The following is a 22,475-nucleotide window of genomic DNA, read 5'->3' as shown; positions in this document are numbered from 1 at the left end:
GCCGCGGTTTCGACTTTAGGCCGTTGAAGTGGCTGGTGCTGGCCGCAGGCTGCTCATTGCTGAACGCCGCGGCCGCGCAGTCCGCGGTGACACCCGCCATCACACCGCCCGCCGCGGCCGCGCCACCTGATGACGGCCAATGGACAATGCCGGCTAAGAATTATGCCTCGACGCGCTACAGCGAACTGGCGGACATTAACGAGGACAATGTCAAGAACCTTCAAGTTGCCTTCACTTTTTCGACCGGAGTGAACAAGGGTCAGGAAGCGGCGCCACTCGTCGTCGGCAACACGATGTATATCGTGACACCTTTTCCAAACATCGTCTACGCGCTCGATCTTTCCAAACCGGGCGCGCCGATGAAATGGAAGTACGAGCCAAATCCTGAGCCTGCCGCGCAGGGCGTTGCCTGCTGCGACGTGGTCAACCGCGGTGCGGTCTTCGCCGACGGGCGCCTCTTCTTCAACACGCTGGATGGTCACACGATCGCGCTGGATGCCGCCACTGGCCAACCGGTGTGGAACGCCCATGTCGGCAACATCAATATCGGCGAGACCATAACCATGGCGCCGCTTGTGGTGAAGGGCAAAGTGCTGGTCGGCAATTCCGGCGGCGAGATGGGTGTGCGCGGCTGGGTCAAGGCGCTGGACGCGGGCGACGGACATGTCGTCTGGACGGCTTACGGCACCGGACCGGACAAGGACGTGCTGATCGGGCCGGATTTCAAGCCGCACTACGAAATGGACAATGGCAAAGACCTTGGCGTGACCACATGGCCGCCGGAAGCCTGGAAGATCGGCGGCGGCAACATGTGGGGCTGGATCTCTTACGATCCGGACCTCAACTTGATCTATCACGGGACCGGCAATCCAGGGCCGTGGAATCCGGACCTTCGGCCCGGCGACAACAAATGGACCTCCGGGATTTTCGCGCGCGATCCCGATACCGGAGCCGCGAAATGGTTCTACCAATGGAGCCCGCACGACCTGCACGACTACGACGGCATCAACGAGCAGATCCTGCTCGATATGAATTGGCAGGGTAAGCCGCGCAAAGTGCTCGTCCGCCCGGAGCGCAACGGCTATCTCTACATTCTGGATCGGACCACCGGGGAAGTCCTGTCAGCGACACCCTATGGGGCCGTCAATTCCAGCAAGGGCGTCGATCTGAAAACCGGGCGCCTGATCGAAAACCCGGACAAGAAAACCGGCACCGGCAGGGTGATCCGGGATATCTGCCCGACAGCATCCGGGCTCAAGGATTGGCAGCCATCTGCGTTCTCGCCGAAGACAGGACTGCTCTACATCCCACACAACAATCTGTGCATGGACGAAGAAGGCCTCGAGGTGAACTACATCGCCGGCACCCCCTATGTCGGCATGAATGTGCGCATGATCCCGGGCCCGGGTGGCAACCGCGGTGCCTTCACCGCCTGGGACATCGCGGCCGCAAAGCCGGCTTGGAACCTTAAAGAGAATTTTCCGGTGTGGAGTGGCGCGGTCGCCACCGCCGGCAACGTCGTGTTCTACGGCACAATGGAGGGCTGGTTCAAAGCTGTGAGCGCAAGGACAGGGGAATTGCTTTGGCAGTTCAAGACCTCGTCCGGGATCATCGGCCAGCCGGTCACCTATCGCGGCCCCGACGGGCACCAATACGTCGCGATCCTGTCGGGCGTCGGCGGTTGGGCCGGCGCGATCGTATCGGGCGACCTCGACCCGCGCGACGCTACCGCCGCGCTCGGCTTCGTCAATGCGATGAAAGACCTGAAGAACGCGACCACGGCGGGAGGCACGCTCTATGTGTTCCGGCTCCCCTGATGCTTTCGAGTTGAAGGCAGTTCGAAGACGCGAGGCGAACGGGCGTCTTGTGGCCGCGGTGGTAGCGTTTGCCTCGCTGCTCTTCGCGGTTGCCGCCGACGCACGTGAACTCAAGGTATGTGCCGACCCTAACAACATGCCGTTTTCCAACGCCGCTGGACAGGGCTTCGAAAACAAGATTGCCCAGATCATCGCCAAAGAGCTGGATGCAAGACTTTCCTATACCTGGTGGGCCCAACGCCGCGGTTTCGTTCGCAACACGCTCAAGGCAGGCCTGTGCGATCTCATACCTGGCACTCCCGCCAATCTCGAAATTCTCCGCGCCACCGCTCCCTATTACCGCTCGACCTATGTCTTCGTGACGCGGCGGGACAGTCCCGAGATCACGTCTTTCAACGATCCACGCCTGCGCACTCTACGCATCGGCGTGCAGCTCATCGGCGATGACGGGGCCAACTCCCCACCGGCCCAGGCACTCGGCCGCCGCGGCATTGTCGGTCATCTCGTCGGCTATCCAGTCTATGGCGACTATTCGGCTCCCAACCCGCCCGCGCGCATTGTCGAGGCGGTGGCCAGCGGCGAGATCGATGTTGCCGTCGTCTGGGGCCCGCTCGCTGGTTATTTCGCCGCCAAGCAGAAGACACCGCTGCGCATCACGCCCGTGACACCTCGAATCGACGGGCCTCAATTGCCAATGGTCTACGACATCTCCATGGGCGTCCGACGCGGGGACGACGGGCTGCGCGACGAAGTGGATGCAGCCCTTGCCAAGCACAAGGCTGAGATCGACGCGACCCTGGCCCGATACGGTGTGCCGCGCCTTGATACCGGCGGGAGCGCGGACCGATGAGGCGGAACCTCACCGTGCTCTTGTCGGCGATGCTGGCCCTTGCCGCTTGCCAGCGGGAAGAGCGCGACACACGTCCGCAATCGGCCCTTGGGTCCGGCCAACAGCCAACGCCGGTGACTGCGCTGGAGCCAGGCGGCCAAAGGCCGCTCCCGAGCGACAACAAGGCGGCCAGCTTCGAGGCCAACGCCTTTCATCTTAGCGAGGGCAAGCGCCTGTTCAGCTGGTTCAATTGCTCGGGGTGCCATGCCAATGGCGGCGGCGGCATGGGACCGGCGCTGATGGATGAGAAGTGGGTTTACGGCAGCTCGATCGAGAGTATCCACGCAACTATCCGGGACGGGCGGCCTAACGGCATGCCTAGCTTCCGAAACAAGATACCCGATGATCAGATTTGGGAGCTTGCAGCCTTCGTACGTTCGCTGAGCGGCAACGCCCCCTCCTCCGCCGCACCACAGCGTAACGACGACATGATGGTCCATCCGTCGGAAAATCGCCTCCCCGATGCCGCGACGCTGGGGAAATCGCCGTGAAACGATTTTTTCCCAAAGCGAGTTGCGCAGCCGCTCTCCTGGCGCTTTCAGGTTGCAGCGGCTGGCAGTCCGCTCTCGATCCGAAAGGCCCGGCCGCGGGCGAGCTCGCCTGGCTGATCTGGTTTTTCACTGCCCTGTGCGCGGCCGTGTGGATGCTGGTGATGGTCGTGCTGGTCGCCACCCTGTTCCAGCGAGTTCGAACAGGAAAAGATCCGCTCGTGCTCGACCTCGCTTCCGAACATCGCAAAATGCGCGTGGTCTTGACCGCGGTTGGGGTGACTGCGGCGATCCTAATTGGGCTGACCCTGTTGAGCTTTTTCGCCAACAGGACGCTTGCCGGGATCGGCTCGGATGAGGCGCTGACGGTCCGCGTGACCGGCCATCAATGGTGGTGGGAAGTGCGCTACGAGAATGCCCAGCCAAGCCGCATCCTGACGACGGCGAACGAAATCCATATTCCGGCCGGCGAGCCGGTTCGGCTTCTTTTGACTTCAACAGACGTAATCCACTCCTTCTGGGTGCCGAGCCTTGCCGGCAAGCTCGACCTCATCCCCGGACATATGAATGTGCTGGACATCAGGGCTGACAAGCCAGGCGTCTATCGTGGTCAATGTGCTGAGTTCTGCGGCGCGCAGCACGCCAACATGGGCACCTTCATCATTGCCGAGCCGCGGCCGCAGTTCGATGCCTGGCTGGACGACCAGTTGCGGCCTGCCGCCGCTCCGACCAATGCCGAAGCCAAGGCCGGCGCGGATCTTTTCCTCCAGCGGCCCTGCGTGATGTGCCACAGGATCGGCGGCACACCCGCAGGTGGCACGGTAGCGCCCGATCTTACCCATATAGCCAGCCGGCAAACTCTCGCAGCCGGAACGCTGACGATGAGCCGCGGCAATCTCGCCGCTTGGATCGCCGACCCGCAAGGCATCAAGCCCGGCTCCCACATGCCTGTAACGGCTCTCAATGGCGACGAGCTCAATGCCATCATTGCCTACCTCGAGGGGCTGAAATGACCAGCGCCGACCTGACGAGCGGACGTGACCTGCGGGCGGAGGCGCAAGCAAAGGGAGATCTCGCTCCCGAGCATGACGGACCGCGCGATACCGGTATGGAGCAAGCCGATCTCCAGCGGTGGCTGGAGCGCACCTGGCGTACGCCCCCGGGCATCGTCGGCGCGCTGTCGAGCGTCGACCACAAGGTGATCGCCAGGCGCTATCTGATCACTGCCTTTGTCTTTCTGTGTCTGGGCGGGCTCAACGCAGTGGCTATGCGTGTTCAGCTCTCGGGACCACAGCGTGGGCTGATCGGGCCGGACCTCTACAACCAGCTGTTTACCATGCACGGCGTCACGATGATGTTCCTGTTCGCGGTACCGATCGTGCAGGCGACCGGCATTTATCTCGTGCCGCTGATGGTCGGCACCCGCAACATCGCGTTTCCGCGGCTGAATGCGTTCAGTTACTGGGTCTATGTCTCGGGCGGCCTGTTCGCCTGGGTGTCTTTCGCTCTCAACATGGCGCCGGACGTCGGCTGGTTCGCCTATGTGCCGCTGTCCGGTCCCGAATTCGCCCCTGGCAAGCGCGCCGACGTCTGGGCGCAGATGATTACCTATACCGAGGTGTCTTCATTGGCTGTGGCAGTGGCGACGATCGTCACGATCTTGAAGCAGCGTGCTCCCGGCATGTCGCTGGACAAGATCCCGCTATACGTCTGGGCGATGCTGGTCACCTCCTTTGTCATCGTCTTCGCAATGCCCGCGGTGATGATCACCTCGACATTCCTGATCCTCGACAGGCTGGTCGGCACACACATCTTCAACCCGGCCGAAGGCGGTGATGCCTTGCTGTTCCAGCATCTGTTCTGGTTCTTCGGTCACCCCGAGGTCTACATCATCTTCCTGCCGGCGACCGGCATGGTCTCCTCGATCATCCCGGCTTTCGCCCGGCGACCGGTGTTCGGCCATCTCGGCATGGTTCTGTCGTTGATCGCGGTCGGCTTCCTGTCCTTCGGCCTGTGGGTCCACCATATGTTCGCGACAGGCCTGCCCAAGCTCGGCGCCAGCTTCTTCACCGCTTCCAGCATGATGATCGCTATTCCCAACGGCGTACAGATCTTCTGCTGGCTGGCAACGATGTGGGACGGCAGACCGGTGATCCGCACGCCAATGTTGTTCGTGTTCGGCTTCTTCTTCATCTTCGTCATCGGCGGTCTCACCGGCGTCATGCTGGCCTCCGTACCGCTGGATCTGCAGGTGCACGACACCTACTTCGTCGTCGCGCATTTCCACTATGTGCTGATCGGCGGATCGGTATTCCCGCTGCTGGGTGCGGCCTATTTCTGGTTTCCTAAAATCACCGGCCGCATGATGAGCGAGCGCCTGGGCCGCTTGCATTTCTGGCTGGCCTTCATTGGCTTCAACGCCGCCTTTTTCCCGATGCACATCGTGGGGCTGTGGGGCATGCCGCGAAGGGTCTACACCTATCCGGCCGAGCTTGGCTGGGGGAACATCAACCTGTTCATAACAGCAGGCGCGGTGGTCTTCTTCCTGAGTTTCGTCCTGTTCACCTTCAATCTTGTGCATGGCGCGTTGAAAGGCGCAGCGGCAGGCAACAATCCCTGGGAGGCCGGCACCCTGGAATGGGCAACGCCCTCGCCGCCGCCGAGCTATAATTTCGCGCGCATTCCGGTCGTCACCAACGCGGAGCCACTCTGGGCCGAGCGCGACGCTCTTCCCGTAGCGACCGGGCTTCGCGTCGACGCGCGCGAGCTGCTGGTCTCGACAGTCGCTGAAGCGCATCCCGACATTCGCGAGAAATCGGCGACACCGTCGATCTGGCCGCTCTTTGCAGCGTTCGCCGTAGGCGGCACGTTTCTCTATTCGATCTTCACCCCCTGGGCCATCGTGTGGGGCGCCCTGCCAATCGCCGTCACCTTGATCGGCTGGTTCTGGCCAAAAGGTGATCTGGAGGACGAGGAATGAACGAGCGTCCCGTCACAGATGTTTCCGGTCTCCCCACCTTTGGGCATGGTCCGCGCAGCCCGACCTGGTGGGGCACGCTCGCTTTCATGGCTCTGGAGGGCACCGGCTTTGCGCTCGCCGCAGCCGCCTATCTCTACCTGGCGGTCTCTTGGCCTGAATGGCCGTTGAGTGCACCGCAGCCGAACCATTGGCCAGGAACGATCGTCACGCTGCTGCTGATCGCCAGCCTGGTGCCGAACCACATCCTCGATCGCTATGCCAAGCAATGCGCCATCGTGCCGGTGCGGATCGGACTGGTTGTCATGTCGCTGCTCGGCCTCGCCCCGCTCCTTGTGCGCTGGTTCGAGTTTCCGGCCTTGAACGTTTACTGGGATACGAACGCCTACGGCTCGATGCTTTGGGTGCTGCTCGGGCTCCACACCACGCATCTGATAACAGATGTCGGCGATACGATCGTGCTGACGGTGCTGATGTTCACGCGCCATGGCTATAGCGGGCGACGCTTCGGCGACGTCGGCGACAATGTTTTCTATTGGGATTTCGTGGTCGCAACCTGGCTTCCGATCTATCTGCTGATCTACTGGGTACCGAGGCTCGGCTGACATGCGCGCGGTCCGGTTGGGAACTTCTTGGGGTGGGCTTTTGTCGGGCCCGTTGGCTTGGGCGGTCTCGACGCAACTGAACTACTCGCTGGTTCCCTGGCAATGCAATCACCAGGTGCCGGTCGTGCTTCCCTTAGCGTTGCTGCTCGCCTTGTTCTCGCTTCTGGGCGGTGCTCTGTCCTGGCAGGCAAAGCGGCAAGGCGGCGCTGCTTTCAAAGCAGAACGCACGCGCGGTACCGAGCATTTTGTCGCCGATCTCGGCATGCTGGCGGCTCTCCTGTTTGCACTGGTCATCATCATGCAGGGAAGCGCCGCACTTATCCTGGACGAGTGTCTGCGATGAACCTGGCCACGCTCTTCTCCACCTCGATCTGCTATGGCTCCGACGCGCCCGAGGCCGGATGGACACTTGCGCTTCCCATCACGGTCCCGCTGACGGCCGTCGCGCTCATCTACATGGCCGGTGCGATGCGGCTGTGGCGCCGCAGCACTCGCGGCCGTCCGCTACGGATGCGTCAGGCGCTGCTGTTTGCCGCCGGCTGGAGCGTACTGACGGCAGCGTTGGTCAGTCCGATTCATGCTCTCGGCGAGCGGCTGTTTGTCGCGCACATGATCGAACACGAGTTTCTGATGGCGGTGGCGGCGCCGTTGCTGGTCATCGCCTGCCCCGCCCCTGCTCTGCTGTGGGCATTTCCCGTAACGTTCCGGCGTGCCCTGGGCACGGTCGGGCATGGCAAATCGCTGCGAGCGCTCTGGACCTTTGCGAGCCGGCCTGTCACCGCAACGATTGTTCACGGGATCGCGATATGGGTGTGGCACATTCCGGTCCTGTTTGAGGCAGCGCTCGAGCATGGCGTGCTGCATTATGCCCAACATGCGAGCTTCCTCGGCACAGGCCTGCTCTTCTGGTGGGCGTTGCTGCCGCGCCCAAGCCAACAGCAGGCCTATGGAAATGCCGTGATGCATCTTTTCTTCACCTCCCTGCACACCGGCCTGCTCGGTGTCCTGCTTCTTCTATCGCCGAAGCTCTGGTACCCGGAGAATGCTGCCGGGGCGGCAGTGTGGAATTTAAGCCCGATCGAGGACCAGCAGCTTGCCGGGCTCGTTATGTGGATCCCGGCCGGCCTTATCTATGGCGGGGCAGCGCTATTGCTGGCCGGCCTCTGGATAACGACGAGCGGAACCAGGAAGGTCGCGCATGCGCCCTGGCCCATCTAAATTGATCATTGCCGTGTGCATTCTGCTGGTCGTCGCGGGCGGCGCGCTCGCATTGTGGGCCGACCAAGCCCGTCGGGTGCAGCAAGAGGCGGATGCCGCTACCGGCGGCGTCGGTGCACGTGCAATACCGATCATGCTGGCGAATGGCTGCGCCGGCTGCCACACCATCACCGGTGTACCCGGTGCGGTAGGCCACGTCGGCCCACGCCTGGACGCCAGTCTATCTGACAGGATCTATGTTGGCGGTGTGCTGGCTAACAATCCGGAGAACATGATCCGCTGGATACGGTCAGCAAGGGACATTAATCCGCACACCGCCATGCCCTCCACCGGCATCACCGAGCAGCAAGCGCGTGACATCGCCGCCTATCTCTATGCTTTGAGATAGACCGCCGCCTCGGCGGGACTACGGGCTGCGCCCAGGACCATAGCCGACGACGGGGAACAAAGCTGCCCGATTACGGTTTGGACAGCAGCCGGCGCAGTACAAATTCAAGTCCGCCGTGCTGCTGGGCCATAAGCCCCCAGCCAAGAGCCCGCTTCCCCCTCCCTCAAGAGCGGGCTCTTTCCTTGTGGATCGATGCGGAGCGATCAGGGGCGAGGACTGAGGCGACATGAAGCAACTTCTGTCAGATCTCGCCGCAATGGCCGAACCCGGCTTCTGGATCGCCTTGGGGCTTTTAGCCCTGCCTTACTCCGTGGGAGTAATCTTCCTGATCAAGACATGCCACTGCCTCTGATCGCCCAGCCTTCCGATCGTACGGGCTTTGTTACCTGCCAGCGCAAGATGTGAGTGACCATCACGAACTGGAATCGTCGCCGAGGCCATCCGCGCCGCTCGAACACCCATAAGGTTGCCGACCACGCGTTGGAGGAGTTGCTGGGGGAGCATGCATTGCCGCGGAGGAGCCTTCCGCACTTGTATGTCGCCTTCGGTGGGCCCTGAACGATGCGCGGAAGCGCGCGTTCACAGCATCGAACTGGCCGGTTGAGCATACCGCGACGTTGGTCGAAGAATCCGGATTGCGGCGAGCACATTTCTCCCCTTTTTCGGTCACATTTTATCGGGGCGGATCCCACTCACACCGATGCGGCAACCATCGAGTCCGAGGAGACACTGGACAAGTCGTTCTGTTGCTGGCGGCGAAACCAGTCCAGGGTGAGGCGCACACCCTCTTCAAGAGGTATTTGACAGGCCCAGCCGGGGATGATCCTCCGCGCTAGGGTTAAGTCCGGACAGCGGTTCGTCGGATCTTGGGGAATCGGATCAACATGCACGATTTTGGTGCCTGGCACCAAGCCAGCGACGTAACGGGCAACATCGACAACGGAAATCTCACGATCGTTTCCGATGTTCAGGGGACCAATATAACCATGCTCCTTCCCCCAGAAGAATTGTTCTAGGCCGTCCACGATATCGCTGACGTATCCCCAACTCCGCGACTGCAAGCCGTCGCCAAAAACGATTATAGGTTTGCCGAACAGCGCATTCGTGATGAAATTTGATACTGCACGTCCATCGTCAGGTCGTGTCCTAGGTCCGTAGACGTTGAACAATCTTGCAACTCGAATGTCGAGCCCGCTCAATCGGTTACTCTCAAAAAGCAGGGCCTCGGCGCAACGCTTACCTTCGTCATACGATGAACGCGGCCCGGTGCAATCAACGGAGCCCCTATAAGTTTCCGGTTGCGGCGTTACCAGCGGATCGCCGTAAACCTCAGACGTGGACGTGAAACAGAAGCGGCCCCCGGCGCGAAGAAGGGTCAGAAGCCGCATAGTTCCTATTACGTTGGCCGAGATGGTTCGTACCGGATCTTGCATATACCAGGGAGGCGAAGCAGGCGAGGCGAGATGATAGATCTCGTCAAAAAGGCTCCCCTGCTGAAAATCTTCAACAGCCACATCTATCACGACCAAGCGAGGGTCGGCGATATGATCCAGATTGGCACGCGTACCAGTCCAGAAATTGTCAACAGCAACAATTCGATTGATTTCTTGCCTTAACAACAGTCGATCAACCAGGTGGGATCCGATGAACCCGGCTGCTCCCGCGACAAGAACACTTTTCATTTCCGACCCAAAGCTTTGCAGCTTGCTCAGGAGCTATGAACGCTGACTCGTCAAGCCGTCTGAATTTCCAATGAGATGTCACTCCCTCCACGCAATGATGGTTCGCGCAACGCGCATCGCCCGAACAACCCTAATCCGCGCAAATAGTACCACCCCATTGGACAATGGCACATCTTAAGGACCCTGTCACCAGCGGTGCAGTGCATACACTACACTGTAAAAACGACAGATTTCTGTAGCCTGACTATCTTCGATGGGCATAACATCACCACAAGTTCAATGGGAAATGTATCCTCGACAAACCCAGCACAGGTGGGAGAGTAGCGGTAGAAACTCAGACGGCCCGGGCAGGTGTTCGTTCGCATCCGGATCGAACGTAAAGTCCGTGTGCGAGAAATGCCCTCCTTCTTATCGAACAACGGGGATATGTGGCGCGATCTCGCGCCCCCGGAGGATCTGGTCGAGCATTAAGGGCGGCTGCTTGCGCTCTCGAATGGTGAGGTTCGTGGAACGGCAGGCACCATCAAAAGTGCTGATTGCACTGCGCGGAAATGTAGGCCTCAATGGGGCTGTCAAGGGAGGCGGACGCCATCATCGTGTCAGATCGGACAGGCGCGCAATCAGCTGTCGTGACAATCATCGATCCGTCCCGCAAGCGAGGACTGTTCGAACCTTCCGAGCTTTGGCGATATCGGGAAGTTGTGTTCTTCCTGGCCTGGCGTGATTTCAAGGTCAAATACCGGCAGACTTATCTGGGCATCCTTTGGGCAATGCTGCAGCCGCTCGTTGCTATGTCGGTCTTCAGCATCTTCTTCGGCAAGCTCGCAGGCATTTCGTCCAACGGCGCGCCATACCCGCTATTTGTTCTGTGTGGGCTTGTGCCATGGAGTTTTTTTTCGCGAGCCGTCGCCAGCATGACGGGCAGCCTCGTCAGAAACCAGGAACTGGTGAAACGCGTCTATTTCCCGCGTCTGATCATTCCCATCTCCACGATGGCCTCATGCCTGACCGATATGCTCGTCGGCTTCGCTCTTTTGTTCGCCGCCATGCTGGCATTCGGAAGCTGGCCGGCACCACAAGCAGTCTTCTTGCCGCTGTTCGTGCTCGTAATGGCTGCGTCAGCGACTGGAGTGGGCGTGGCATTGTCGGCGATCAACGTTCGCTTTCGCGATGTGGGCTATCTGTTGCCGTTCAGCCTTCAGATACTTCTGTTCATGACCCCGATCGTGTACCCAGCCAATCTCGTCCCTCAATTGTGGCGGCCGCTTTATAGTCTGAACCCAATGGTTGGGACAGTCGAGGCCATCCGCTGGAGCGTGCTGGGCACGCCTGCGGACTGGCTCATGATCTCGATATCAACGCTCTCCTCGCTAGCCCTTCTCGTTGCCGGACTGACTATCTTCTCAAAATCCGAACGCGCGTTTCCGGACCTGATCTGAGTGATGACCGACATCGTGATCCAGGCTGCCAATCTCTCCAAGGCGTATAGACTTGGTGTGGCGAACAACAGCTTCCCCACGCTGCGAGACGCGCTCGCCAGCAAAAGGCGGGGTCTTCGCGGGGAGGCCGATACAAGCCACCGCAAAGGTGCGGACGAGCCGTTCTGGGCGTTGAAAAACGTCTCCTTCGAGGTGCACGCAGGCGAAGTCCTTGCCGTGATCGGTCCCAACGGTGCAGGAAAGAGCACCATTCTCAAGATACTGGCGAAGATCGTGGAGCCGACTTCCGGCCGCGCGACGATACATGGACGGCTGGGAGCTTTGCTGGAGGTCGGCACGGGGTTCCATGCCGAACTGACCGGCCGTGAGAACATTTATCTCAACGGGGCCATACTCGGCATGCGGCGCATCGAGATCAATTCCAAGCTTGACGAGATCGTGGATTTCTCCGGGGTCGAGCCGTTTCTCGATACGCCTGTCAAACGATACTCAAGCGGCATGTACTTGCGTCTGGCCTTCGCGATTGCCGCCCACGTCAATCCCGACATTCTGGTGGTCGATGAGGTCTTGGCCGTCGGCGATGCCACGTTCCAGAAGAAATGCATCGCCAAGGCAGCGAGCATCGCCGGGACAGGCCGCACCGTGCTGATCGTCAGTCACCAGATGCCGGTTCTGCAGCGACTTTGCACCCGCGCAATCCTTATCGACGGCGGGATGATCCAGGCGGACGGTCCGACTCAGGACGTGGTCCGGGATTATCTCCAGACGCTTGAGGCCCGCGCAGGAACCGATCTGATTGTGCGATCCACGCGCACCGGGCGCGGCCGCCTCCGTGTGGTCGGCATCGAAGTTTTCAATGAAATGGGTCCCGTCGCGTCCGGGCAGCCGGCAACTTTTCGGCTTCAGGTTGATGGGCCGCGCGAAACATTGCAGTGCCTTGTGACTATCATTGATGATCTCGGGGATCCTGTGACCTCATTTGATAGCCGGGAGCATTCCCTGCATGACCGTCACGGCGAAGTCTACACGGTACATGTGGACAGCCTTATGCTGAGACCAGGGCGCTACAGGATTGACGTAGCGCTGGTGGCGGACGACAGGGTGGTCGAAGACCATGTCGAGACGGCCGCTGTGTTCGATGTCATGCCCGGTTTGCTCGACGATCGACCGGTCAGCGCCCAGCCTGGCTTTGGCAATGTCAGCTTCCCGCATCGATGGGTGGTCAGGAAGTGACGCCTGTTTTCACCTAGCCACGTGCGCAAGCTGTCGCCGAATCCTGCGCCGCTGCTTTGCTGTCCACATCATGATCTTCAGGGCAAGCCGTTCGGCTTTGCTTCCGATCGTTGCAGGCGTGACATAGGGCGCGCGTGCCAGCCGCAGCGCCAATTGGAGGCGGAAATCCCGCGTTCCACTTTCCATCATATGCTCCGCGATCCAGTCCAGAAAAGCGGCGCGGGCGGGGTGTTTCCCCATCCGATCGTAGAGCCCTCGCTGAGTGGCAATCGCCGAGGCCGAACTGGAATGCTGCCGGTAACGTGCGAGAGTTACAGGAGTGATAAAGGCTGGGAATCGCAGGAACAGCTTCGCCCACAGAGCCTGGTCTTCATAGAGCTCAAAGTGCTCCTCAAAGCCACCAACCGTGCCAACCGCGCTTCTCCGCAAGAGCACGGAACAGGTACACGGAACGTGGCCGTCCTGCATCAGCAGCAGCCGACCCAAAAGCCGGGGGGGCTGATGTAAGCGTGCGGCAAGTCCATCCGTCGGCTCGACCCAGTCGGAGCGCGCTCCATCCGGGTACCACCATTTGGTCGGCCCGAAAATCATTGCGGCATCCGGGTTGGCATCGGCTGCCGCCAGGACCGTCTGCAGCATATGCGGCTCGTACAAATCATCTGCATCCAGGAAGGCAAGCAAATCGCCGCAGCTGGCCGCTATTCCGGCGTTTCTCGCTGCCGCGGCGCCACGCTTGGATCCGGGAGGCCTGCGCAGCACCTTAATTCGAGGATCGATTGCCGCGGCATCATTGGCGATCCTGATACTGTCGTCCGTCGAATTGTCGTCAACCAGCAAGAGCTCCCAATCTGCAATCGTCTGGGCCCGGACGCTGGCGATCGCTTCACCCAGATTTGACGCCGCATTGAGGAAGGGGGTTATGATCGTCACCCGCGGCACGGAAGTCATCGCTGCAGCCGTCTTACGATGCTTCGCTTGCTCGTCTTCCAGGTTTCGCGCGCGAGCACTTTCCAGATTGCGGAACGAATGCGGAAGGAGGCGCCCTGATCCGCCATCACCCCATTCAGCCATCTGAGAAACGTGATACGCGCGGCTTCGTCAGCGCCTGCCCTGGCAGAAGCGGCAGAGCAGCTTTCGACGTGCTGGCGGTATCTCGCCCAGGTCTGGCCGGACACGTAGACGGGCGCGAATGCGAGCGCCTTCGCAAAGAATGTCTGGTCTTCGAACATCAGGCGAAAGCTGTTCTCGAATCCCCCGAGCGTTGCCAACAAACTTGAACGCATCAGGGCGTTGCAAGTTGTCGGCGTCTGGGCTTGGTTCTGCAGCAGCAGTTCCAGCAGCACGGGCGGATCGTATCGGGCGTTCGGTTCGACTCCGAGCGGGTAATAGTAGTCCGCACGACCAGCAAGCTTTGCCCAGCTATGCCAGATCAACGTCCGGCCGTAGATTAGACCGAGCGCCGGATCGTTTTCCATGATGCAGACTTGTTCGGACAGCTTTTCGGGCAGCCATGTATCGTCTGCATCGAGAAACGCGACATAGGCGCCCCGCGCCTCGGCCAGCCCGCGGTTGCGCGACGCGCTGATACCATGATTGCCGTTATCGGGATGGGAGAGTAGTCGCACCTTGCCTGGCAAGCGCTGCGCATAGTCGCGCACGATGACAGATGACCGGTCCGTCGAGCCATCGTCGACGACGAGGAGTTCCCAGTCGGTGAAGCTTTGACCTACAACGCTGTCAATAGCTTCTCGGAGATATTTCTCGCCGTTGAACACGACGATGATTCCCGTGACGCGCGGTTCTCGGCATGCATGGTCAGCCATGGCAAAGGACCGCGCGCCGGAACTCTATCTCACCCCAATCAGCGACCGTGACCCGCGGCAGTCGGAAAGGGTCGACCCTGAGCCCAGCTTCACGCGGCAGGGTGGTTACTGCATAGTCCATGCCAGCAGATCTTACCGCTTCGGCGGTGCTGTCGTCGAAGTCTCCGAAGGGGTATGCGAATCCCGCCACCCTCCGCCCTGTAATCTCTTCGCATTGTTGACGGCTAGCAGAGATCTCGCGTTCAAGACTGTCCCGTTTCAGCAACGGCAGGGATGGATGCGTGCAGGTGTGGGCACCGATCGAAACGCCATCGGTGTCGGCGAGATGCCGCAGCTCCGAATGAGTCATGGCGCGGTCACGCCTTCGGGGGCTGGCGTCGGTTCCTGCCCATCTTGCCAGCTGCTGCAGCGCCCTCCTCCGTTCGTGTACTCTCAACGGCTTCAGCAGTGCGTGCAAGCCGAAATGGAGCGCCGTGCGGCTGATGACGAGATTCGATTTCGCGCGCGTGGCGTCCTCCGTCACGAGCCAATCATAGTTTCGGCCTGCGATCTGGATCGCGAGCCTCTCCGGGAGAGCAGGCGTTTCCAAAGTGATGCGCGACAGAATATCCCACCAGAACACTGAGGGGTCGCTGAGCGCGTGGGTAGTGACGAAGACGGTCACAGGAGCGTTCATGCGTAGCATGACCGGCACGGCATTTTGCACGACATCCGCATAACCGTCGTCAAAGGTAACTGCCGCGGCATTTCTCGCTGGCTTTCCGTCCCGAAGCCGTTGTGCCAGCCATTGCAGGGGAACAATATCGCGCGCCTTTGTCAGGATTTCGATTTGGCGTGCGAAATTTTGTGGCGAGACCGAGAGTTCCCAAGGATCGACGCGTGGTTCTCCGACGCGATGATACATCAGCACGAGCGGCCGGTTGTAACCGGCAAGCAATCGGCCCCGTCGCAGGAGCTTGCTAAGAGCTTGACGCACTGTCACGCCGCTCGTCGCCTGAAAGCGCGCGCGGCGACAATCACCGGGCAACATGGGTCATGCACATCGAGCATTGCCGAATTCAGCTCATGCTCCGCCAAGCCATAGAGAAACCCGGTAGCCGAATAGGCGTTTCCATAGTGGCGGACTTCGACATTCTCCACCCCGAACCTGTCTGAGAGAAGCCGGCCCAGCGCCGCCGGGGTTATCGACCAGAACCAGCTCTCGCCCCATTCTCCTCGGTCAATCGGGCTTACCCAAGGGACCGTGACCAGAAGCACGCCTCCCGGTTTCAGCATCCGCCATAGGGTTGCAACCGCGACAGGCATGTTGAAAAGGAGGTGCAGGGTCTGGGTGAGCACGATGCAGTCAAATGTCTCGAGCGGCAGGTCGTCGCCGTTGGCCAGATCGCCAACGAAGGTCGTCAGCGGGTGGCCTTCATATCGGTTTAGAACGTCGCTCCTGGCAACTCGACTGCCTCCGAAGCGGGTCGTATAGGCGTTGTCCCCGATCTCCAGAACCCTGCCGGATATGTTCAGCGAACATGATGCGAGGAAAGTCTCGACATAGCGGCGGTCCACTGGCTTGCCGCGATCAAAACCGAAATTTGTACTGAAGGGCAGCGGGCGGCTGAGGTCACCGAACCGGACGCCCGATCGGCGCCGACTTGACCAGCCCTTGAAACGCTGCCGCAGCATCATGGTGGTCTGCAATGGCGCTGCGAGCGAAACGGCAATGGTGTTCAGGAGCTGACCGCCGAGCGAAGAACGGGATCGAACCGCTGTACTAAGCTGTCCCAGTTGCATGTGCGCATAATAGCGTTTCCAATTTTCGACGCCCTGATGGTAGGCGGCCGTCCAGTCTGGATTGGTCCGCGCAAGATTCCTCTGCCGGCCAAGGACTTTGAGCGCCGCGCGCAACATCATCGGATTGCTGTTGGACATATTCGTTGCGTGCCTGCGGTAATCTGCGAGACACTCCGGGGTGCATGCGGCCTTGTTTGCCCGAGACAGGCGAAGGTAGACGTCGTAATCCTCGCAAGCCCGCAGGGATCGGTCAAATCCGCCAGCAGCCTCCAATGTGCTACGCCGATAGAGCACTGTCGCATGCATTCCAATCAGGTTGCCGGTCAAGAATCCGGCATACGGGTCCTCTCCCACCGGCCTCAGCGGAACTGAATTCCTGACTGCGCCGGCCTCATCGATGTAGCAATAGGCTCCATAGACAAAGGCGCAATCCGGACTGTCATGGAACAAAGCAAGATTGGTAGCGAGCGCCGTCGGGCGCAGCCTGTCATCGGCATCCAGGAACGCGATGAATTCGCCACGTGCTGCCTTCATTCCCGTATTGCGGGCAGCGGCTAAACCCTGGTTTTCTTGGCGGATGTAGTGGACGTCGACATACCGGCGAACAACATTTTCGGGATTGTCCAACGAACCATCGTCCACAACGATGATCTCATCGGGCCGCACGCTCTGGTTCCGGACACTGTCGATCGCTTCCGCGAGAAATCGAGCATGGTTATAGGTCGTAATGACAACCGAGACACAGGCTGCGGCGGGTCTGACGGTCATCTTTCGCCCACTTGGCTCTGCGCAGTCGGGTAGCCGGCAAAGGTTAGCCATGCGACTGAGCGCCGACATGCCTCCTCGAAGCCGACCACCGGCTGGTATCCGAGCTCGCGCTCGGCCTTGGCCGACGGGAGTTTCACCCGACACCGGTGCAACAGCGCACGTTCTTCAGATACCTTGATCTTTGGAGCCATAGGCGGCCTCTGATCGAGCCCTGATTTCCGCCACTCGGCATAGCCTACCTTTAGTCCGCTACGAACGGGTCTCGGGAGGCTTCGGACAAGCCGCCGGTAAAGGTCGCCATCTCTCAGCCATTGTGTCCAGTTCGGCGCGAATGACAATGGCGCGGAAACCGAAATCGCAGCCAGGTCGAAGCCCAATGCCTCGGCTATCGGGCGGCAAAGATCTGCCCAACTTATCCTTTCGCGGTCCCCGACCAGATAAGTTCGCCCAGCCGCCTCGGGCACTTCGATGGCAAGCTTGATCGCATGAACGACATTGTCGACATAAGCGCTGTTGCAGATGCCATGGCCGCCATCCACCAGATAGGCAGAGCCGTCGAGGAGATCGTTGGCGAAGCCCCCCGTCCAGCTGGAGCGCGGGCCAAAGACAATTCCGGGCCGCAGCACCACCACCTGGACTGCACCGTCCCGTGACAATTCCCCGAGACGACGTTCAGCACGAACCTTGGCATTGTTGTACTCGACCGTCTGGCCGTCGTGCAGCGCGCTCGTTTCGTCCGTTCCGGGCAGCGGCGATTGGCCATGAACGGATGCGCTACTGAGGTAGACCAGGCGAACGACGCCCGCAGCGGCGGCGGCAAGATAGACAGGCTCGACGGCATCGACGATCGTGCGACTATCACCGGCAACTGCATGAACAACGGACTGACAGCCAAGAAGGGCCGCAGTAAGAGCCGGAACGTCATGCGCGTCCGCCACCCTTCCATCGATCGCAAAGCGGGACAGGCTGGCGAAAGCACTCGGCCTGCGAACGATCGGCCTCACCTCAGCCCAGCCGGAAAGATGCAGCAACTCCACTGTCCGGCAACCTATGAAGCCGTTGGCGCCAAGCACGGCAACAGTGCCGGTCATTGTCTGGTCTCGGCGGAAGCAATGACGTGGCGAAAGTCTTCTGCTCCGAGCCAAGGCATGTCCAGCCGTTTCCGTCTGGCATAGCATTCCTCGATTCGCTTGAGCACGTTGCGCCCCGCTGTGGCTGACCCGGAAAGGAGGGTTCCATTTCGGACCGTGTCGACCAAGTCCGAAATCTGATCGCAGAACGCGTCGACGAAATCGCGCGACCGGTCGTCGGTGTTGGTGAAGGAGGCGGTGGCTGCCGTGCGGCATCCTTTCAAGGCGATCTCTACAAGCTCCGTCTCATTGACTGCCCAAGAAATCGAGCCACGTTCGCCCTCAAGACGGTAAAGGTTCGGACGAGCCCAATCACGGCTCAGCCGGACCGTTGCCTCGAAGCCGCCAAAACCTAACCGGACAAGGCAGTTCGCCTCGACGCCGCCCATTGCGTCATCGGCGTAGTGGATTTCATGGGGCTCTCCGAACCACCAGGTCAGGAGGTCAAGGCAATGCGTGCCTATGTCCTGAAGCACGCCACCGCCGGATTCCGCGCGGCTGAAATAGCTCGTCGAAGCGACAGGCCACTGGAAAGGGCCACCCTCAAAACAACAGACACCTTGAATTTTTCCGATCAATCCGCCCTCGACCATGGCCTTTATCGATCGGGTGGCAGGGAACTGCCTTCTGACGAGGCCTGTTGCCACATGCAGATTGTTGGCTGCCGCTACCGCCAGGATAAGGTCTGCGTCGGAGCTGCTCGTGGCCATCGGCTTCTCGCACAGAACATGCATGCCGGCCCGCAACGCCTGCATCGACTGATCAAGATGGTATCGAGGCGGGGAAGCGATGATCGCCACATCGGCGCCCACAGCCAGAAGGCCGTCGAAACTGGCTGCAACCTTCGCTCCGGGCAGCCGCGCCTGTACGACCGCGGCGGATTTCGCTTCGGGATCAAAGATGGCTGCGACTGCGATCTGGCCTCTGCCTTGAAGGCGCGACAGCGCTTCCGCATAGTAGAGCTTCGTGACGGCGCCACATCCGGCCAAAACGAGACGGACAGGCTCACCTTGCCGCAGCCGTGCCGGCTGCCGTTGCACAGTTTCAATTTGGGCGGACAATCTCGCCTCCCTGCTTCGCAACGAGCCACAGCATACGTCCAATTGTCTTGAGCGACGGATCGAGGTGGAAGGCTTCACTCATTTGCGCGAGGCATCCAGCCCAATCACCAGAGCCAAGCAGCCGCCGTCCGGTTTCGAGAGCGCTTTGCGAATAAGTCCGCCGAGCCGATGCGGCGACATCGTCCGCGAGTTCGCTTGGAAGATAGCTCTTGAAAATATCAATCGCCATTCGCGTGTAGGCCATGTCCGCGGCATTCCGGATATGGCGCCCTGTGTTCGATTGCGGGTGCATCCGATAAAGCGCAAGGGCTTGCGGTTCGTACCAGACGGGAAAACGAGAAGCGATGCGTATCCACATCTCCCAGTCTTCGCTGCATTTCAGCCGCCGGTCGAAGCCGCCGAGTTCTTCGTAGACCGCGCGTCGGACCGCGATGGACGGCGTCATGATGCGCTGTTCGAGCGCCAATCGGATCACCGCATTCTCAAGCCTTCCGGAGACTGACTGCATTGCAGGTTCGATCGACAACTCCTGTCCGTGGGCGTCCATGAAGACCGTCCGGCAGAACGCCGCTCCTACTCTCGGATCCGCATCGAAACCCCGACCGAGCAATTCGTAAAATTCTGGTCGGACGGCATCGTCGCCGTGCAGGAGATGGACAAGTTCCCCCTGGGCTCGGCTCAGACAGGTATGGAAGTTGCCGATGTGGCCGAGGTTTTGCGGCTGGCGGAAAAAGCCGACACGCCTTCCCCCGATTTCGTTCACGACTTTTTGCGGATCGTCGGACGAACAATCGTCAACCACTTCGATCTGCATATGAGCCGGGTCAGGGGCTTGCGCGAGCACGCTTTGCAGCGTTGAGGCAAGAAAGCGGGCGCTATTATAGACGGGGATCATCACCGACCACTTCGGACGAACAGCCGCCTGTGGCAATGACGGGACCGGATCGCGATTCTCGAAGTTGCGGAAAGCCGTCATCTCCCGAGCACCGAGGATTTCAGCAGGAGCAGTGCCAACCGCGCGATATCGCGTTTCGGCACGTTGTTTCCGCCAGTGCCGCTTCGCAGCAATCGTAGGAAGCACGATCTGGCCGACGGCAAGTCACCTCCGTTCAGATACTGCTTCGACCATTCGTAAAAGTAGCGGGAACAGCCGCCACGGGCAAACTGTGCCCCACGGGCATCCATGACATTCGCCATTCGCCGGTAGAATCCCTCGATCGCATCAAGCCTGAGCGGGCTTGGCAGCGCCGATACAAGCCCACCCGGGTGCAGACGATAGATACCTGCCACCTCGTCGACAAAGGCGAGGTCTGCTGTCTTTGCGCAATGCACATACAGCGGCCAATCAGTAATCGGAAAGAAATCTGCATACCAAGACGGTACATCCCGAACGCACGCGGTTCGCATCATACCGCCGCAAGTGGCGAAGGGATTGCCTTCCCAAATTTCCCTTTGTGTGATTAAGGGCTTCTGATCCCGCGGCGTCCACCGCCGCGACGTGATCTCGTCGCCGTGCGCCACGAGCGCATTGTAAAATATGGCCGAGAGCTCAGGATGCGCGTCAAGATGGGCCACCTGATCTCGCAGCTTGGTCTTGGATGTCCACAGGTCGTCGCCATCAAGGATCGAGACATAGCGCCCGCGCGCAACCCGGAGTCCTCTCGCAACGACCTCGTTGGATCTCAAATTGCTGCCAGAATAGATCGCCGATAGTCTTTCGGGATAATCGGATACATACCGCTCCACGATCTCCCGGGTACCGTCCGTCGAAAAATCTTCGCTGATCAGGATCTCGACACCGGATTCCGTATCTTGCATGAGAACGCTGTCGATCGCTGCCGCTACGTAGCGAGCGTGATTGTAGGTGACAATGAGCACGGTCACACTGACCGTCGGTTCATTCACTGTCCGCTCAAAAGTGCATTCTGCCCTCTGAGCCAAATTGCGGCCCGACGACATCTGCTCTTCCGACAGCAGCAGCTTCTTCATTCCAAGCCTCTAAGGAGAAACGGGCTGTCTGAGCCGCTGCCCTCTTGGGGCATTGCAAAGGTTCCTCGTTCGGGATGCTGCGCCAAATAGCCTCCGCAGGGTCCAAGTTTGCTGTCCATTGCAGCCAGATTGTTGAGCAAGGCACGGTAATCGGTATTCTCGCCGCGATCGAAAAGCTCATCGACAGCGTAGTCCCAGAACGGTTTCCCGATCCCCGAGCTGCGGCCTTCGCGTTCCAGCTTGGTTCCTTGCTTCGCCTTGCGCCGGAAAATGGCAAGCGTCGCACCGACGACTTTCGCGAACTGCGAGGGCGATCGCCAGAGCACTCTGGCGAAGTTCATGCCGACGGCAGCAAAGCGGCGCCTTTTAAGCCCGAGCCTGGCGATCTCGACATCGTTACGGAACATCACATCCGATAGGATCGGGCTCACCATCTCGCTGCAGCGAGCAAAGAGGCTCTCGAGCACCATCCGACGCGAGATGAGCATTCGGACGAAATCTTGCGACATGGCTCCTGGCGTTCGGCGGTATCCGACCAAGTGCTCCTTGACGACATCGAATCGGTATTTCGAGGCGATACTCAATTGGAGGAAGAAGTCCTCACAACCCTCCGCACCGTTTTCGCGCAGTCGCGAGGAATAGCCACCCATTTCGAGTAAGACATCGCGCCGGAACATTGCCGAACTTCCGTGACCGATAAAGTTCTGTCCGAGATGCTGCATGAATACCCATCCGTGCGGGTGCATGCGCTTAGGCGTAATGATCGCCTTATCATCGGCATCAATCGTCCGGTAAAGCGTATAGACAAGCCCAACATCATTGCCTGCTGCAGCGAAAACACGCAACTGCTTTTCGAGTTTGGTCGGGTGCCAGAGATCGTCGGCGTCTATAGGAGCTATATAGATGCCCTTGCTTGCACGTATCCCCGTATTCCGCGCCGACGCGACGCCACTGTTCTTCTGTTGGAGCAGCTTGATACGCGGGTCGTCATTGGATAGTCGGCGGACGATTGATGCAGTTTCATCAGTCGAACCGTCATCAACGACTATTATTTCGATGTTTCTGTAGGTCTGGTTTATCACCGACGCCAAGGTGCGTTCGATAAATTGTTCTGCGTTGTAGGCAGGGATAATGACAGCCACGAATGCGTGAGTAGGACATTGTGAGTTGCTCGTAGAACAACTCC

22 protein-coding genes are annotated in these 22,475 nt (G+C 60.0%); 12 read left to right on the top strand and 10 right to left on the bottom strand.

Annotation, left to right across the window (positions count from 1 at the left end; translation table 11 throughout):
- The first annotated feature begins 56 nt into the window (after positions 1–56).
- From FJ979_RS26145 to FJ979_RS33400, 10 genes are all read left to right on the top strand, one after another.
- Positions 57–1,817 (top strand): methanol/ethanol family PQQ-dependent dehydrogenase, encoded by a 1,761-nt coding sequence (locus FJ979_RS26145; RefSeq protein WP_263483110.1) that lies wholly within the window; start codon positions 57–59, stop codon positions 1,815–1,817.
- 49 nt (positions 1,818–1,866) lie between these two features.
- Positions 1,867–2,667: a substrate-binding domain-containing protein gene (locus FJ979_RS26140; RefSeq protein ID WP_224655851.1), complete on the top strand. Its 801-nt coding sequence runs from the start codon at positions 1,867–1,869 to the stop codon at positions 2,665–2,667.
- Positions 2,664–3,197 (top strand): c-type cytochrome, encoded by a 534-nt coding sequence (locus tag FJ979_RS26135; protein WP_140500652.1) that lies wholly within the window; start codon positions 2,664–2,666, stop codon positions 3,195–3,197. The genes FJ979_RS26140 and FJ979_RS26135 overlap by 4 nt, the downstream gene beginning before the upstream one ends.
- Complete coding sequence (coxB, locus tag FJ979_RS26130; RefSeq protein WP_140584239.1) at positions 3,194–4,207, top strand: cytochrome c oxidase subunit II; 1,014 nt, start codon at positions 3,194–3,196, stop codon at positions 4,205–4,207. The genes FJ979_RS26135 and coxB overlap by 4 nt, the downstream gene beginning before the upstream one ends.
- Positions 4,204–6,174, top strand: coding sequence for a cytochrome c oxidase subunit I (gene ctaD / locus FJ979_RS26125; RefSeq protein ID WP_140584238.1), 1,971 nt, complete (start codon positions 4,204–4,206; stop codon positions 6,172–6,174). Before coxB ends, ctaD begins: the two co-directional genes overlap by 4 nt.
- Positions 6,171–6,776 (top strand): cytochrome c oxidase subunit 3, encoded by a 606-nt coding sequence (locus FJ979_RS26120; protein ID WP_140500655.1) that lies wholly within the window; start codon positions 6,171–6,173, stop codon positions 6,774–6,776. The genes ctaD and FJ979_RS26120 overlap by 4 nt, the downstream gene beginning before the upstream one ends.
- 40 nt (positions 6,777–6,816) lie before the next feature.
- Entirely contained in the window at positions 6,817–7,119 is a 303-nt protein-coding gene (locus FJ979_RS26115) for a hypothetical protein (protein WP_224656132.1), read from the top strand.
- On the top strand, positions 7,116–7,994 hold the full coding sequence (locus tag FJ979_RS26110; protein ID WP_140584237.1) for a cytochrome c oxidase assembly protein: 879 nt from the start codon (positions 7,116–7,118) through the stop codon (positions 7,992–7,994). The genes FJ979_RS26115 and FJ979_RS26110 overlap by 4 nt, the downstream gene beginning before the upstream one ends.
- Position 7,995: 1 nt before the next feature.
- Positions 7,996–8,382, top strand: coding sequence for a c-type cytochrome (locus FJ979_RS26105; protein ID WP_224684686.1), 387 nt, complete (start codon positions 7,996–7,998; stop codon positions 8,380–8,382).
- 226 nt (positions 8,383–8,608) lie between these two features.
- Entirely contained in the window at positions 8,609–8,734 is a 126-nt protein-coding gene (locus tag FJ979_RS33400) for a hypothetical protein (RefSeq protein ID WP_263486168.1), read from the top strand.
- A 340-nt stretch (positions 8,735–9,074) separates the two neighbouring features.
- On the opposite strand, the gene FJ979_RS26100 is transcribed toward FJ979_RS33400, so the two are convergent.
- Positions 9,075–10,064, bottom strand: a complete 990-nt coding sequence (locus FJ979_RS26100; protein ID WP_140558719.1) for an NAD-dependent epimerase/dehydratase family protein — start codon at positions 10,062–10,064, stop codon at positions 9,075–9,077.
- Positions 10,065–10,693: 629 nt separating this feature from the next.
- On the opposite strand from FJ979_RS26100, the gene FJ979_RS26095 reads away from it, so the two are divergent.
- Together FJ979_RS26095 and FJ979_RS26090 are read left to right on the top strand one after the other, a co-directional pair.
- Positions 10,694–11,503: an ABC transporter permease gene (locus tag FJ979_RS26095; RefSeq protein WP_181168455.1), complete on the top strand. Its 810-nt coding sequence runs from the start codon at positions 10,694–10,696 to the stop codon at positions 11,501–11,503.
- A gap of 3 nt (positions 11,504–11,506) precedes the next feature.
- Entirely contained in the window at positions 11,507–12,736 is a 1,230-nt protein-coding gene (locus FJ979_RS26090) for an ABC transporter ATP-binding protein (RefSeq protein ID WP_140584235.1), read from the top strand.
- Positions 12,737–12,745: 9 nt separating this feature from the next.
- On the opposite strand, the gene FJ979_RS26085 is transcribed toward FJ979_RS26090, so the two are convergent.
- From FJ979_RS26085 to FJ979_RS26045, 9 genes are read right to left on the bottom strand one after another with little or no spacing between them, the layout of a single operon-like run.
- Positions 12,746–13,684: a glycosyltransferase gene (locus tag FJ979_RS26085; RefSeq protein ID WP_181168454.1), complete on the bottom strand. Its 939-nt coding sequence runs from the start codon at positions 13,682–13,684 to the stop codon at positions 12,746–12,748.
- Positions 13,681–14,559: a glycosyltransferase gene (locus FJ979_RS26080; protein WP_140500663.1), complete on the bottom strand. Its 879-nt coding sequence runs from the start codon at positions 14,557–14,559 to the stop codon at positions 13,681–13,683. The genes FJ979_RS26085 and FJ979_RS26080 overlap by 4 nt, the downstream gene beginning before the upstream one ends.
- Entirely contained in the window at positions 14,552–15,496 is a 945-nt protein-coding gene (locus FJ979_RS26075) for a polysaccharide deacetylase family protein (RefSeq protein ID WP_181165251.1), read from the bottom strand. The genes FJ979_RS26080 and FJ979_RS26075 overlap by 8 nt, the downstream gene beginning before the upstream one ends.
- A gap of 41 nt (positions 15,497–15,537) precedes the next feature.
- Positions 15,538–17,109 (bottom strand): glycosyltransferase, encoded by a 1,572-nt coding sequence (locus FJ979_RS26070; protein ID WP_140517474.1) that lies wholly within the window; start codon positions 17,107–17,109, stop codon positions 15,538–15,540.
- A complete protein-coding gene (locus tag FJ979_RS26065; RefSeq protein ID WP_181167683.1) occupies positions 17,106–18,200 on the bottom strand; it encodes an NAD-dependent epimerase/dehydratase family protein in 1,095 nt (364 codons plus the stop codon). The genes FJ979_RS26070 and FJ979_RS26065 overlap by 4 nt, the downstream gene beginning before the upstream one ends.
- On the bottom strand, positions 18,197–19,300 hold the full coding sequence (locus tag FJ979_RS26060; protein WP_181165249.1) for a Gfo/Idh/MocA family oxidoreductase: 1,104 nt from the start codon (positions 19,298–19,300) through the stop codon (positions 18,197–18,199). The genes FJ979_RS26065 and FJ979_RS26060 overlap by 4 nt, the downstream gene beginning before the upstream one ends.
- Entirely contained in the window at positions 19,284–20,276 is a 993-nt protein-coding gene (locus tag FJ979_RS26055; RefSeq protein WP_140517477.1) for a glycosyltransferase, read from the bottom strand. Before FJ979_RS26055 ends, FJ979_RS26060 begins: the two co-directional genes overlap by 17 nt.
- A complete protein-coding gene (locus FJ979_RS26050) occupies positions 20,273–21,289 on the bottom strand; it encodes a glycosyltransferase (RefSeq protein ID WP_140517478.1) in 1,017 nt (338 codons plus the stop codon). The genes FJ979_RS26055 and FJ979_RS26050 overlap by 4 nt, the downstream gene beginning before the upstream one ends.
- A complete protein-coding gene (locus FJ979_RS26045; RefSeq protein ID WP_181165248.1) occupies positions 21,286–22,431 on the bottom strand; it encodes a glycosyltransferase family A protein in 1,146 nt (381 codons plus the stop codon). The genes FJ979_RS26050 and FJ979_RS26045 overlap by 4 nt, the downstream gene beginning before the upstream one ends.
- Positions 22,432–22,475: the final 44 nt, after the last annotated feature.

The organism is Mesorhizobium sp. B1-1-6 (assembly GCF_006443035.1).
In the GTDB taxonomy this organism is placed as follows: domain Bacteria; phylum Pseudomonadota; class Alphaproteobacteria; order Rhizobiales; family Rhizobiaceae; genus Mesorhizobium.
This window is presented reverse-complemented; position numbering and strand designations above follow the sequence as displayed.